Source organism: Bradyrhizobium sp. USDA 336 (assembly GCF_044908355.1).
GTDB lineage: Bacteria > Pseudomonadota > Alphaproteobacteria > Rhizobiales > Xanthobacteraceae > Bradyrhizobium > Bradyrhizobium yuanmingense.
On the sequence record NZ_JBIYDC010000002.1, the window covers coordinates 3,080,876 to 3,093,868 of the forward strand.

Sequence of the window (12,993 nt, forward strand, 5' to 3'; positions counted from 1 at the left end):
GAGAGAACCATGCGCGGAGTTTTCGTCGACGCCAATGAATCGCTTGCCGTGATCATGGAGCGGCTGGAGAAGCCCGGTGATCCCAAGGTGCGGATCAACAGGAATCCCGACATCACGCCCGAGCAATATCCGGAAGTGCTCGACGGCGCAGAGATCGCGATCGTCGACCACACGGCGCTGCCGACCGAGGTCGCGAAGAAATGCACGGGGCTGAAGCACGTCGTGTTCCTCGGCACAGGCGCGCGCAGTTACATGAATCCGGAAGAGCTCGCCGAGCTCGGCATTTCCGTGCATCTGATCAAGGGCTACGGCGACACGGCGGTTGCGGAATCCGCGATCGCGCTGATGTGGGCGTCGGCCCGCGTCATCGCGATGATGGATCGCGAGATGCGGGCCGGCAACTGGCTGCGCGAGGACGGCATGCAGCTCACCGGCAAGACGCTCGGCCTGATCGGCTTCGGCGGCATCGCCGCGGAGGTCGCGCGCATCGCGTCCGGCAGCGGCATGAAGGTGATCGCCTGGAATCGCTCGCCGAAGAGCCACGCGAGCGTCGAGTTCACCGACCTCGACAGCGTGCTGGCGAGAAGCGATGTGGTGTCGCTGCACCTGCTGCTCAACGACGAGACGCGCGGCATGATCACGCGCGAGAAAATTTTCGCAATGAAGCGCGGCGTCATCCTCATCAACACCGCCCGCGCCGCTGTTGTCGACGAGGCCGCCATGATCGAGGCGCTGAAGTCCGGCCATATCCGCCACGCCGGCCTCGATGTCTTCAACATCGAGCCGCTGCCCGGCGATCATCCGCTGACGAAGCTGCCGAACGTGACGTTGTCGGCGCATTCGGCCTTCCGCACACCGGAGGCGAGCGAGAACCTGATTGAAGCGGCGTTGGTCCATTGCCGCCGGATCGTGAAGGGATAAGAGCAACAACAATGGCCGACTATCGCATCATCAAGGCTGAGCCGCTCACCAAGGCCATCCATGCCATCGTCAGGGCCGGCGGCTCCTCGGACCGCGAGGCCGAGCTCGTGGCCACCAATCTCGTCGAAGCCAATTTGAAGGGACACGACTCGCACGGCGTCGGCATGATTCCGCGCTACGTCCAGAGCGTCACCAATGGCGGCCTCGCCGTGAACTCGCACGTCAAGATCGTGCTCGACACCGGCCCGCTTCTCACCCTCGACGGCCTCACCGGCTACGGCCAGGTGATCGGCCATGAAGCGATGGAGCTCGCGGCCGAGCGCGCAAAGAAGAACGGTGTTTGCCTTGTCGGCCTCTCAAACTCGCATCACATCGGCCGCATCGGCCACTGGGCCGAGCAGTGCATCGACCACGGCCTGGTTTCGATCCACTTCGTCAACGTGATCTCGCGGCCGATCGTGGCGCCCTGGGGCGGCAGCGACGCACGCCACGGCACCAACCCGTTCTGCGTCGGCATCCCGCGCGCCGGCAAGGATCCCATTGTGCTCGACTTCGCCACCAGCAGGATCGCGCAGGGCAAGACCCGCGTCGCGCACAACAAAGGCGTCGCGCTCGAGCCCGGCACGGTCATCGACAATGAAGGCAAGCAGACGACAAACCCGCGCTACACCGTGATTCCGCCGTACGGCGCGATCCTGCCGTTCGGGGAGCACAAGGGTTCGGGGCTCGCGCTGGTGTGCGAGATCCTCGGCGGCGCGCTCTCCGGCGGGCAGGTGGTCAAGGGCCCGTCCGATGGCAAGTACAACGTCCTCAACGGCATGCTCTCGATCGTCATCGACCCCGGCAAGCTCGGCACCGGCGAGAACCTTGCACGCGAAGTCGAGAGCTTCGTGAGCTGGCACACCGGCTCGCCGCCTGCCCCCGGCGTCGACAAGGTCAGAATCGCGGGCGAGCCGGAGCGCGAGATCAAGAAGAAACGCCTCGCCGAGGGAATCCCGGTCGACCCAACCTCCTGGCAGGAGATCCTGGATGCCGGGAAGAAGCTCGGGCTGGAACAGACGGCGATCGAGAAGATCGCGAGCTGATCGGAGCGAGGCGCGTTCCTCGGCGTCGCCTCGCGCCTCATGACCAATCGCGCAAGAGAGACTGGACGGCGGCGAAGATATCGACGTGCTCGCGGCACAGGTTTGAACCGCCCCGCATGACCTTGCGACAATGCGGATATCCGATTGCATCCGCCCGAGGTTCGCATGCTCTCCCGTCTCGCAAAATTCGTGTCCGGCTCAAACCTTCCGTCGCCCGGATCCGATCTCTACCGGCAACGGCTCGCCATCTACGAGAGCGAGCTTGGCGAGCCCGAGCGCACATTCACGGACTACGCGGAGCGCCGCATCGACATCCACGCCTTCGGCCGCGATTTCGTCCCGGTTTGCCAGGAGGACTCCGACGAAGGCTATGTCCTTCTCACCAACGGCATGAGCGAGCAACGGATGCACGGCGTCCCCGGGGACGCAAAGCCCCGGGCCGAGCTGATGTGGTACGTCCGCGAGCCGACGCAGGACGTTTGCGCCAATCTGCGCTGGCTGGCCAATCTGCCGTTCATCGACACGACCTGGTTCGGCTTCGGCCATCGCGTCGCGCTTCCGTGGCCGCCGGTTGCAGGAACGGACTTCCAGACGTTCCTGTTGCTCACACCGATCATCGGCCCCGACAAGGAGATCGCCGAGGCGCTGGAGATTGCGGGCGATCCGGTGGAGATCCTGACCGTGAACCTGATCTCGCATCAGGAGCTCGGGCTGATCAAGTCCAGGGGGCTCGATCCGTTTCTCGATCTGCTCGACGAGAACGACTATCCGCCGATCTTCGATCCGGCGCGGAAGTCGTATGTGTAGTCGTAGGGTGGGTTAGCCGAGCGGATGCGCGAAGCGCATCTGCTTGGCGTAACCCACCACTTCTGTCTCTGCGGATACGAACAGTGGCGGGTTACGCCCAGCGGACCACGCTTCGCGCGGCGCAGGGCTAAACCCACCCTACGCAGGGTGCCCCGCCTCAATCCACCATATCCGCAACCGCCTTGCCGCACGCCGTCGTGTCGGCATTGCCGCCGAGATCCTTGGTGCGCAGCGTGCGTTCGGCGAGCGTGCGCTCGATCGCCTCGACGATCGACTTGCCGGCTTCCTTCTCACCGAGATGCTCGAACATCATCGCGCCGGACCAGATCATGCCGATCGGGTTGGCGATGCCCTGGCCTGCGATGTCGGGCGCCGAGCCGTGCACCGGTTCGAACACGGATGGGAAATCGCCCTCGGGGTTGATGTTGCCGGACGGAGCGATGCCGATGGTGCCGGTGCAGGCCGGGCCGAGGTCGGAGAGGATGTCGCCGAACAGGTTGGAGCCGACCACGACGTCGAACCAGTCCGGATGCAGCACGAAGTTCGCGGTGAGAATGTCGATGTGGTACTTGTCCCACTTCACGCCTGGAAACTTCTTGGCCATCGCCTCCACGCGCTCGTCCCAATAGGGCATGGTGATCGAGATTCCGTTGGACTTGGTCGCCGAGGTCAGGTGCTTCTTGGGCCGCGACTGCGCGAGCTCGAAGGCGAATTTCAGGATGCGGTCGACGCCGGTGCGGGTCATCACCGTCTGCTGCGTCACGAACTCGCGGTCGGTGTCCGGGAACATGCGGCCGCCGACCGAGGAATACTCGCCTTCGGTGTTCTCGCGCACCACCCAGAAATCGATATCGCCGGGCTTGCGCCCCGCCAGCGGCGACGGCACGCCGGGCATCAGCCGCACCGGGCGCAGGTTCACGTACTGGTCGAACTCGCGGCGGAACTTGATCAGCGAGCCCCACAGCGAGACGTGGTCCGGGATCTTGGCCGGCCAGCCGACCGCACCGAAATAGATCGCATCGTGCTTGCCGATCCTCTCCTTCCAGTCGTCGGGCATCATTTGGCCGTGCTTCTCGTAATAGTCGTAAGAGGAGAAGTCGAAATGGTCGAAATGCAGCGAGACGTTGTGCTTCTTCGCCGCCGCCTCCAAAACGCGCAGGCCCTCGGGCATCACCTCCTTGCCGATGCCGTCGCCGGGAATGACCGCGATCCGGTATTGTTTCTTGCTCATCGAGAACGTCCTTGGTTGGTCCGGCAGTCGCCGCCTTCTGACTGCACTGCAATGGACCAAACGCGGCGGCAGTGCAACGCTGCACTGCAATGTTGACCATGGCGCGGCCAAGCGCCTACTGATTTGATCCTATTCCCACGAACGAGTACCCCCATGGATCTGCATCTGCGCGGCAAGCGCGTCCTGATCACCGGCGCGTCCAAGGGTATTGGCGCAGCCGCCGCCGAGGCCTTCGCCGAGGAAGGCGCGCATCTCCTCCTCGCGGCGCGTAGCGGCGATCAACTCAAGGCGCTGGCCGACCGTTTGCGCGCCGCGCACCAGATCGACGCCACAACGAGCATCGTCGATCTGCGCAAGGAGGAGGACGTGGCCCGGCTGGCGAAGGAAGCCGCCGACATCGACGTGCTCGTCAACAACGCCGGCGACATCCCCGGCGGCTCGATCGACAAGATCGACGAGGCGACTTGGCGGCACGCCTGGGAATTGAAGGTGTTCGGCTATATCAACCTGACGCGCTACATCTACGCCCAGATGAAAGCCAGGGGTGGCGGCGTCATCGTCAACGACATCGGCGCGGCCGGCGAGAAGTTCGACGCCAACTACATCTGCGGCAGCGCCGGCAATGCCGCGCTGATGGCGTTCACACGGGCGCTCGGCGGCAAGAGCCTGGCCGACAACATCCGCGTGGTCGGCATCAATCCCGGCCCCGTCGGCACCGACCGCCACGTCACCCTGCTGAAGACGCGGGCCAAGCACCAGTTCGGCGACGAGAGCCGCTACAAGGAATTCCAGAAGAGCCTGCCGCTCGGCCGTCCCGCGCATGCGCGCGAGATCGGCGACCTCATGGTGTTCCTGGCCTCGGATCGCGCCGGCTATACGTCGGGGGTGATCTATACCGTTGACGGCGGCATCAGCGCCGGGTGGGGTTAACTCTATTCTCGTCATTGCGAGCGCAGCGAAGCAATCCAGGAATCTTGCCGCAGTGACAGTCTGGATTGCTTCGCTGCGCTCGCAATGACGACACAACAAGCACTGGAGTAAGATATTTGTCTCAAGACCTGATCCGCGAAACCGCCTGCACCGTCGTCGACAAGCTGCGCTCCGGCGACGTCTCGCCGCTCGAGCTCTTGGACGTGCTGGAGAAGCGCATCAAGGAGGTCGACGGCAAGGTCAACGCGCTGCCGACGCTGTGCTTCGATCGCGCGCGGGAGAGTGCGAAGACACTGATGCAGAAGCCGGCCGGCGCGCGCGGGCTGCTCGCCGGGCTGCCGGTGCCGATCAAGGATCTGACCGACGTCGCGGGCGTGTTGAACACGCAGGGCTCGCCGATCTTCAAGGACAACATCCCCGCGAAGTCCGACCTCATGGTCGAGAACCTCGAGGCCAATGGCGCGGTCGTCTACGCCAAGTCGAACACGCCGGAGTTCGGGGCCGGTGCCAACACGTTCAACGAGGTGTTCGGCGCGACGCTCAATCCCTGGGACACGACGAAATCGGCCGCGGGCTCCTCCGGCGGCGCGGCGGTGGCGCTGGCGACCGGCATGGCCTGGCTCGCCCAAGGCTCCGACATGGGCGGATCCTTGCGCAGCCCCGCGGCCTTCTGCGGCGTCGTCGGCATGCGGCCGAGCATCGGCCGCGTCGCGCATACCCCAAAGTCCGGCATCGATCGCAATCTCGGCGTGGTCGGCCCGATGGCGCGCAACGTCGAGGATCTCGCGCTGCTGCTGGATGCCATGAGCGGCGACTATGCCGACGATCCGCTGTCGCTGCCGGCTCCCGCAACCTCGTTCCTGTCGGCGGCCCAGGCGGGCAAGCGGCCGAGGCGCATCGCCTATTCGCCCGATCTAGGCATCACCCCGGTCGATCCCGAAGTGAAGGCGATCACACGAAAGGCCGCCGAACGTTTCGCCGAGGCCGGCGCCATCGTCGAGGAGGCGCATCCGGACTGGCGCGAGGCGCATGAATGCTTCCACGTGCTGCGCGCCTTCGATTTTGCGATCACCAAGGCCAATCTGCTGCGCACCAAGCGCGACCTGCTCAAGCCCGAGGTGATCTGGAACATCGAGGAAGGCCTCAAGCTCACGGTCGAGCAGCTCGCGCGCGCCGAGGCGCAGCGCGTCGGCATGACGGCGCGGGCGATCGAGTTCTTCAAGAGCTACGATCTGTTGCTGACGCCGACCACGATCGTTCCGCCCTTCCCGATCGAGCATCGCTATGTCGCCGAATGCGCCGGCAAGAGGTTCGAAAACTACGTCGAGTGGCTCGGCATCGTCTACGCCATCACGCTGGCCTGCTGCCCGTCTCTCTCCCTGCCCTGCGGCTTCACGGCTTCGGGCCTGCCGGTCGGCGTGCAGGTAGTCGGCGCGCCGCGCGCCGACGCGCAGGTGATCGCCGGAGCGAAGGTGCTGGAAGACATTCTGGGCCTGCGCGGCACGACGCCGATCTATCCGAAGGTGAAGGACTGAGCTCCGCGCCTGCGCAGTCGTTCGCCGGAGGGGCGTTCTCGCTCGGCGGCGGCAACATACCGAGGCGCGGCTTGCCGCGGCCGACCTGCGTCTCGGAGAAAGGTTGATCCATGAGCACTCGCACCAGCCGTGTGCTACATCGCTCACTGCGCGAAACGCCACCCAAGGCGATCGGCGGCGAGGGCATTTATCTCTTCGCCGAGGACGGACGCCGCATCATCGATGCCTCCGGTGGCGCGGCGGTCTCCTGCCTCGGCCACCAGCACCCGCGCGTCATCGCGGCGATGGCAAATCAGGCGTCCACCCTCGCCTACGCGCACACGGCTTTCTTCTCCTCCGAGCCGGCTGAAGCACTGGCCGAAAAGCTGGTCGGACACGAGCCCGGCGGGCTCGCCTACGCCTATTTCGTCAGCGACGGATCGGAGGCAATCGAAGCCAGCATCAAGCTGGCGCGGCAATATTTCATCGAGCGCGGCGAGCCGCAGCGGCAGCATTTCATCGCGCGGCGACAGAGCTATCACGGCAACACGCTCGGCGCGCTTGCCGCCGGCGGCAACGCCTGGCGCCGCGCGCCCTATGCGCCGCTGCTGTCGACCGCTTTCAGCCACGTCACGCCGGCCTTCGCCTATCACGAGAAGCGCGAGGGCGAGTCGGATGCGCAGTTTGTGGCGCGCCTCGCCACCGAGCTCGAAGCCGAGTTCCAGCGGCTCGGCCCCGACACCGTCGCGGCCTTCCTCGCCGAGCCCGTCGTCGGCGCCACCGCCGGCGCCGTGACCGCACCGGACGGCTACTTCAAAGCGGTGCGCGAGGTCTGCGACCGCCACGGTGCACTGCTCATTCTCGACGAGGTCATGTGCGGCATGGGCCGCACCGGCACGACGCATGCCTGGGAGCAGGAGCGCGTCGCGCCCGATATTCAGGCGATCGCCAAGGGGCTTGGCGGCGGCTATCAGCCGATCGGTGCCATGCTCGTCAGCGGCAGGATCATCGACACCCTCCGCGCGGGCTCGGGCGCGTTCCTGCACGGTCACACCTATCTCGCACACCCCCTCGCCTGCGCGGCCGCGCTCGCGGTGCAGGACGTCATCCGGGAGGACGGCCTGCTCGCCCGCGTGAAGGAGCGCGGCAAGCAGCTCGAGCAGCGCCTGATCGAGCGCTTCGGCAATCATCGCCATGTCGGCGACATCAGGGGACGCGGCCTGTTCTGGGCAATCGAGCTCGTCGCCGACCGCGCCGACCGAACCTCGTTCGATCCGGCGCTCAAGCTGAACCAGAAGATCAAGGCCGAGGCGTTTGCGCATGGGCTCGGCTGCTATCCCGGGGGTGGCACCGTGGACGGTGTCCGCGGCGATCACGTGCTGCTGGCGCCGCCCTACATCACCTCGGCTCGCGAGATCGACCTGATCGTCGACAAGCTGGGAACCGCCGTCGATAACGTATTACGCAGTGTCGACGAATGAGGGGCGGCGCGCACCGTTTCGTCGACCGGAACGTAGCACTTCGCGATGCACAGCGTCTCAAAAGTGCGAGACCTTCCATGCGCAATGACGTTCCATGACGACGCCCCCTCGCATCGCCCTTATCCACGCCCTCAAGCATTCCATCGCCCCGATCGAGGCAGCGTTTGCGCAGGCGTGGCCCGAGGCGCGACTGATGAACCTGCTTGACGACAGTCTCTCGGCGGATCTCGCCCGCGACGGGCAACTCAACAATGCCATGACGGAACGGTTCCTCGCGCTCGGCGACTACGCGGCGGCGACGGGAGCGGATGGAATCCTGTTCACCTGCTCCGCCTTCGGCCCGTGCATCGAGGCCGTCGCGCGCGCGCATGCGCCGATGCCCGTGCTGAAGCCGAACGAGGCCATGATTGAGAGGGCGGTGACCATGGGCCGACGCATCGGCCTGCTCTCGAGCTTTCCGCCGACGCTGGCGTCGATGCCGCCCGAGTTTCCCGCCTCCGTCGAGGTGGTGCCGAAGCTCGCCGACGGCGCGCTGGCCGCGCTCGACCGCGGCGACCGCGCCACGCATGACCAGCTGATCGCGGAGGCCTCACGGAGCTTGCGCGATTGCGACGTCATCGCGCTGGCGCAATTCAGCATCGCCGCGACGGCGCCGCTGGTCGCGGAGGCCACCGGCCGCCCCGTCGTGACCACGCCGGACAGCGCGGTCGAAAAGCTGATGAAGCTGCTGAAGGCGAAGCCCTAAGCGCCGGCCTTGGTCCGACGCCGCGCATCCTTGATCGCGACCGCAAGCGCAGCCTTCGTCTCGTTGACGAAATCCTCGACCAGTTCCTCGCGCGTGGCATGCGCCGCCTCGCCGGTGAAGAGGCCCTGCTCGGCCAGCATCACCACCCCATGCAGCGCCGCCCAGATCTTGAGCGCCTGCCGTTCGCGCAAATAACCCACGGCGGGCGCTTCCAGAGCTTCGATGACGAGCGCAAAGGTCTCCCGCGTCGCCTCGTGCAGCTCGCTGCCCTTGACCGCGCAGGACACCGTGCGCGAGGCGAACATCAGGCGGTAGATGCCATTCCGGCGCAAGCCGAAATTGAGCGTCGCCTGTGCGAGCCGCGAGAGCTTCGATTGCTGCGACGGCTTTGCCATCGCTTCGCGCAAGAGCGCCGAGAGCTGCCGGAATGCTTGCGCGGTGACGGCGGCGAGCAGCGCCTCGCGGTCGGCAAAATGCCGGTATGGCGCCGGCTGCGAGACCCCGAGCTTCTTGGCAAGCGCCTTGATGCTGATGGCCTCCGCGCCGCCCCGCTCTGCCTCTTGCAGCGCGGCCTCGATCAACGCATCGCGGAGATCGCCATGGTGGTAGGTCTTCTCGGGCTTGCGGGCTGGTCGTGAGCGCATGTCGGGGCGAAGCCTATAAGTTTGCGCTTGACAGGGGAAGCCCGCCGCGAATGTAATAGCATATAACTTAAATAAAGCTGGGATGAGGAAACGCGCCGCCTTCGGGCCCTCGCGCGTACACGACCAAGGAAGCCGAGAATGGCAGAGCGACTGAAGGTTCACGTCGATCCCGACAAATGCCAGGGTCATGCCCGCTGCAAGGCGCTCGCGCCGGAGCTTTTCGAGCTCGACGAATACGGCAACGCGCACGAAGCTGGTGACGGCACCGTCCCGCCAGGACTCGAGGACAAGGCCTGGCTTGCGAAATCCAACTGCCCGGAAATCGCAATCGATGTGATCGAGGAATAGTGCGGCCGTTGCCGCCCCGCATGCGTTCAGCGAATACGAGCCAAGGGATTCCCAGCATGTCCGACGTCGACCAGCCTGTCGCCCATCCGCCCGTCACCGACTGGGTCCATGATTTCGACCACACCGATCCGCAATGGACCGAGGACCCGTTCCCGATCTGGGACGAGCTGCGGGCCGTAAGTCCCGTGGTGCACACCGAACGCTTCCTCGGCTGCTATTTGCCGACGACCTATGAGGCCGTGCGCGAGATCGCCAACGACACCGAGCACTTCTCCTCCCGCCGCATCATCGTCCGCGATGTACGGCCGGAAATCACCAGCCGGAACGCAGCCCCGCCGATCACCTCCGATCCGCCCGAGCACAAACCGGCCAAGCAATTGCTGCTGCCGCCGTTCACCCCGGACGCGATGAAGAAGCTCGAGCCGCGCGTCCGCGCCATCTGCAACGAGCTGATCGACGACTTCATCGCCGAGCAGAGGGTGGACGCTGCGGCGCGCTACACCAAGCACATCCCGGTCCGGGCGATCGCGCACATGCTCGGCATCCCCGAGAGCGACAGCGACCTTTTCATCAATTGGATCCACATGATCCTCGAGCTCGGCATCAGGGACGAGAGCAAGCTGCTCCAGGCCGTGCAGGAGATGACGGCCTATTTCGGCGGCCATATCGAAGCGCGCAAGAGCAAGCCCACCGACGATCTGATCTCCTACCTGATGAACGCCAGGGACAAGAACGGCAATCCGCTCGAGGACACCCATGTGATGGGCTCGCTGCGCCTGCTGCTGATCGCCGGCATCGACACCACCTGGAGCGCGATCGGCTCCTCGCTCTGGCATCTTGCGAAGACGCCGGCCGACCGCGAGCGGCTGATCGCCGAGCCCGGACTGATCCCGTGGAGGAGCTGCTGCGCGCCTATTCGCCGGTGACGATGGCGCGTGAAGTGGTCAAGGAGACCACGGTATCCGGCTGTCCGGTCAAGCCGGGCAACATGGTGCTGCTGTCGTTCCCGGCAGCCAACCGCGACCCCAAGATGTTTCCGGACGCTGACAAAGTCGTGATCGACCGGCGCGAGAACCGCCATGCGGCCTTCGGCCTCGGCATCCACCGCTGCGTCGGTTCCAACCTCGCGCGCATGGAAATGCAGGTGGCGCTGGAGGAATGGCTGAAGCGGATTCCCGACTTCCGGCTCGATCCGGCAGGTACGGTGACTTGGTCGCAAGGAACGGTGCGCGGCCCCCGCCAGTTGCCATTTTTGCTCGGAAAGGCGATGTAAGGCCTTCCCAAAGCAAGCGGACAGGCCTTTCATGGCGTGCGCAACACCAAGCAGGCCTCAGCCATGCATCGCCACCAGCACAGGCCATGACCGACGAGACGCCATCCGACAGCAAGCTGACGCGCACCAAGGAGAAGTGGGCGCGCGAGGGCCGCTTTCTCACCGGCAAGATTACACGCCCGGAGGATCAAAGGCTTCCACCCGGGCAGCATCTCACCAAGGACTGGCCGGTGCTCGATCTCGGGGTCACGCCGCCGGTCTCGCGCGAGCGCTGGCGGCTCGACGTCTATGGTGCGGTCGAGACCCCCGTTTTCTGGACCTTTGCCGAATTCGCCGCGCAGAAGCAGTCCCAGTTCACCTCGGACATCCATTGCGTCACGACCTGGTCGCGCTATGACAACGAATGGGAAGGGCTCGCCACGCGTGAGCTGCTGGCGGCCTGCCAGCCGCGCGAGGATGCCCGCTTCGTCGTGCTGCATTCCTATGACGGTTACACCACCAATCTCGCGCTGGAGGATTTTGCCGCCGAGGACGCGCTGCTCGCCCACACCTGGTCCGGCCAGCCGCTGACGGACGAGCATGGCGGCCCGGTGCGACTGGTCGTACCGCACCTCTATTTCTGGAAGAGCGCGAAATGGCTCCAGGCCATCGAATTCCTGACCGAGGACGCGCCGGGCTTCTGGGAAGTCCGCGGCTATCATAACCGCGGTGATCCCTGGGCCGAGCAGCGCTATTCGGGCGATTAGGTTCGAGCAAGACGGGGGGAAGCCCATGCCGACGGAACGCTTTCAATTCACCGGCGAAGGCGGCCACCAGCTCGCGGCCGCGCTGGAGGTGCCTGACGGCGAGCCCGCGGCGTTCGCGCTGTTCGCGCACTGCTTCACCTGCGGCAAGGACACGCTGGCCGCCAAGCGCATCTCGGTCGCGCTCGCTGCCAAGGGCATCGCGGTGCTGCGCTTCGACTTCACCGGGCTTGGTTCCAGTGGCGGCGATTTCGCCAATTCGACGTTCTCCTCCAACGTCGCCGATCTCGTCCGCGCCGCCGATCATTTGCGCGAGACCCGCAAGGCACCCTCGATCCTGATCGGCCATAGCCTGGGTGGCGCCGCGATCCTCGCCGCTGCCGGACGGATTCCCGAGGCGAGAGCGGTGGCCACCATCGCGGCGCCCTCGGATCCCGCTCACGTCACCGGCCTGTTCCGGGAGCATCTCGACAACATCCGCGCGCAGGGCGAGGTCGAAGTGTCGCTCGCGGGACGCCCGTTCCGGATCAAGCGCGAATTCCTCGACGACATCGCCGAGCACGAGCTGATGAAGGACGTCACCGGCCTGCACAAGGCGCTGCTGGTGATGCATTCGCCCGTTGACGACACCGTCGGCATCGACAACGCAACGAAGCTCTTCGTCGCGGCAAGACATCCCAAGAGCTTCGTCTCGCTCGACCACGCCGATCATCTTCTGACCAAGCCTGCCGACGCGCTCTACACGGCCGACATGATCGTGGCCTGGGCCAGCCGTTACGTCGATGCAGCGACGCCCGCGAAGGCGATGGATCTGCCGGAGGAGCCGCGCAAGGTCGTCGTGCAGGAGACCCGCAAGAGCACGTTCAACCAGACCATCATTGTCGGCCCGCATCATCTGGTGGCGGACGAGCCCATTGCGGCCGGCGGCGCGGATGCCGGGCCCGGCCCGTACGATTTCCTGCTCGCCGGCTTAGGTGCCTGCACCTCGATGACTATGCGTCTCTATGCCGACCGCAAGTCGCTGCCGCTCGACCGCGTCACGGTCACGCTGAAGCATTCCAAGATCTACGCCAAGGATTGTGCGGAGTGCGAGACACGCGAGGGCATGCTCGACCAGATCGAGCGCGACATCGCGATCGACGGCGCGCTCGATGCCGAGCAGCGCAAGAAGCTGATGGAGATCGCCGACAAATGCCCGGTGCACCGGACGCTGACGTCGGAGATCCGGATCGTGACGAAGGCCGTCGGGTAGCGCCTAAGCGGATTGGCTT

The 12,993-nt window shown here is 65.5% G+C and carries 12 protein-coding genes and 1 pseudogene; 11 read left to right on the top strand and 2 right to left on the bottom strand.

Features of this window, described 5'->3' with window-relative positions; genetic code table 11:
- Window positions 1–9: 9 nt before the first annotated feature.
- The 3 genes from ABIA45_RS15315 (at window position 10) to ABIA45_RS15325 (ending at window position 2,813) form a co-directional block, all read left to right on the top strand.
- Window positions 10–921 (top strand): NAD(P)-dependent oxidoreductase, encoded by a 912-nt coding sequence (locus tag ABIA45_RS15315; protein ID WP_271545345.1) that lies wholly within the window; start codon window positions 10–12, stop codon window positions 919–921.
- Between the two features lie 11 nt (window positions 922–932).
- Window positions 933–2,006: a malate/lactate/ureidoglycolate dehydrogenase gene (locus ABIA45_RS15320; RefSeq protein ID WP_404652649.1), complete on the top strand. Its 1,074-nt coding sequence runs from the start codon at window positions 933–935 to the stop codon at window positions 2,004–2,006.
- A gap of 165 nt (window positions 2,007–2,171) precedes the next feature.
- On the top strand, window positions 2,172–2,813 hold the full coding sequence (locus ABIA45_RS15325) for a suppressor of fused domain protein (RefSeq protein WP_404652651.1): 642 nt from the start codon (window positions 2,172–2,174) through the stop codon (window positions 2,811–2,813).
- A 157-nt stretch (window positions 2,814–2,970) separates the two neighbouring features.
- Here the strand turns inward: ABIA45_RS15325 and ABIA45_RS15330 are convergent, their stop codons facing one another.
- Window positions 2,971–4,044 carry a tartrate dehydrogenase gene (locus ABIA45_RS15330; RefSeq protein WP_157281186.1) on the bottom strand — a complete coding sequence of 358 codons (1,074 nt, stop codon included), beginning with the start codon at window positions 4,042–4,044 and terminating at the stop codon, window positions 2,971–2,973.
- Between the two features lie 153 nt (window positions 4,045–4,197).
- On the opposite strand from ABIA45_RS15330, the gene ABIA45_RS15335 reads away from it, so the two are divergent.
- From ABIA45_RS15335 to ABIA45_RS15350, 4 genes are all read left to right on the top strand, one after another.
- The gene (locus tag ABIA45_RS15335; protein WP_404652653.1) at window positions 4,198–4,974 is read left to right on the top strand and encodes an SDR family oxidoreductase; all 777 of its coding nucleotides are present in this window, start codon (window positions 4,198–4,200) and stop codon (window positions 4,972–4,974) included.
- Between the two features lie 116 nt (window positions 4,975–5,090).
- On the top strand, window positions 5,091–6,509 hold the full coding sequence (locus ABIA45_RS15340; protein ID WP_271545347.1) for an amidase: 1,419 nt from the start codon (window positions 5,091–5,093) through the stop codon (window positions 6,507–6,509).
- Window positions 6,510–6,619: 110 nt separating this feature from the next.
- The gene (locus tag ABIA45_RS15345; RefSeq protein WP_404652655.1) at window positions 6,620–7,969 is read left to right on the top strand and encodes an aspartate aminotransferase family protein; all 1,350 of its coding nucleotides are present in this window, start codon (window positions 6,620–6,622) and stop codon (window positions 7,967–7,969) included.
- A 94-nt stretch (window positions 7,970–8,063) separates the two neighbouring features.
- Window positions 8,064–8,714 (top strand): aspartate/glutamate racemase family protein, encoded by a 651-nt coding sequence (locus ABIA45_RS15350; RefSeq protein WP_271545349.1) that lies wholly within the window; start codon window positions 8,064–8,066, stop codon window positions 8,712–8,714.
- On the opposite strand, the gene ABIA45_RS15355 is transcribed toward ABIA45_RS15350, so the two are convergent.
- Complete coding sequence (locus ABIA45_RS15355; RefSeq protein ID WP_404652658.1) at window positions 8,711–9,358, bottom strand: TetR/AcrR family transcriptional regulator; 648 nt, start codon at window positions 9,356–9,358, stop codon at window positions 8,711–8,713. The genes ABIA45_RS15350 and ABIA45_RS15355 overlap by 4 nt on opposite strands.
- A 138-nt stretch (window positions 9,359–9,496) precedes the next feature.
- Between ABIA45_RS15355 and ABIA45_RS15360 the strand changes: the two genes are divergently transcribed.
- From ABIA45_RS15360 to ABIA45_RS15375, 4 genes and pseudogenes are all read left to right on the top strand, one after another.
- Window positions 9,497–9,706: a ferredoxin gene (locus tag ABIA45_RS15360; protein WP_018648108.1), complete on the top strand. Its 210-nt coding sequence runs from the start codon at window positions 9,497–9,499 to the stop codon at window positions 9,704–9,706.
- Between the two features lie 56 nt (window positions 9,707–9,762).
- Window positions 9,763–10,979, top strand: a pseudogene (locus ABIA45_RS15365) (cytochrome P450).
- Between the two features lie 86 nt (window positions 10,980–11,065).
- A complete protein-coding gene (locus tag ABIA45_RS15370; RefSeq protein WP_271545352.1) occupies window positions 11,066–11,725 on the top strand; it encodes a sulfite oxidase-like oxidoreductase in 660 nt (219 codons plus the stop codon).
- 25 nt (window positions 11,726–11,750) lie between these two features.
- Window positions 11,751–12,974, top strand: coding sequence for an alpha/beta fold hydrolase (locus ABIA45_RS15375; RefSeq protein WP_404652660.1), 1,224 nt, complete (start codon window positions 11,751–11,753; stop codon window positions 12,972–12,974).
- The last annotated feature ends 19 nt before the right edge of the window (window positions 12,975–12,993 follow it).

Coding starts and splice junctions, on each gene's coding strand:
- ABIA45_RS15315 (WP_271545345.1), top strand. CDS start 10: ATGCGCGGAGTTTTCGTCGACGCCAATGAATCGCTTGCCGTGATCATG.
- ABIA45_RS15320 (WP_404652649.1), top strand. CDS start 933: ATGGCCGACTATCGCATCATCAAGGCTGAGCCGCTCACCAAGGCCATC.
- ABIA45_RS15325 (WP_404652651.1), top strand. CDS start 2,172: ATGCTCTCCCGTCTCGCAAAATTCGTGTCCGGCTCAAACCTTCCGTCG.
- ABIA45_RS15330 (WP_157281186.1), bottom strand. CDS start 4,044: ATGAGCAAGAAACAATACCGGATCGCGGTCATTCCCGGCGACGGCATC.
- ABIA45_RS15335 (WP_404652653.1), top strand. CDS start 4,198: ATGGATCTGCATCTGCGCGGCAAGCGCGTCCTGATCACCGGCGCGTCC.
- ABIA45_RS15345 (WP_404652655.1), top strand. CDS start 6,620: ATGAGCACTCGCACCAGCCGTGTGCTACATCGCTCACTGCGCGAAACG.
- ABIA45_RS15350 (WP_271545349.1), top strand. CDS start 8,064: ATGACGACGCCCCCTCGCATCGCCCTTATCCACGCCCTCAAGCATTCC.
- ABIA45_RS15355 (WP_404652658.1), bottom strand. CDS start 9,358: ATGCGCTCACGACCAGCCCGCAAGCCCGAGAAGACCTACCACCATGGC.
- ABIA45_RS15360 (WP_018648108.1), top strand. CDS start 9,497: ATGGCAGAGCGACTGAAGGTTCACGTCGATCCCGACAAATGCCAGGGT.
- ABIA45_RS15370 (WP_271545352.1), top strand. CDS start 11,066: ATGACCGACGAGACGCCATCCGACAGCAAGCTGACGCGCACCAAGGAG.
- ABIA45_RS15375 (WP_404652660.1), top strand. CDS start 11,751: ATGCCGACGGAACGCTTTCAATTCACCGGCGAAGGCGGCCACCAGCTC.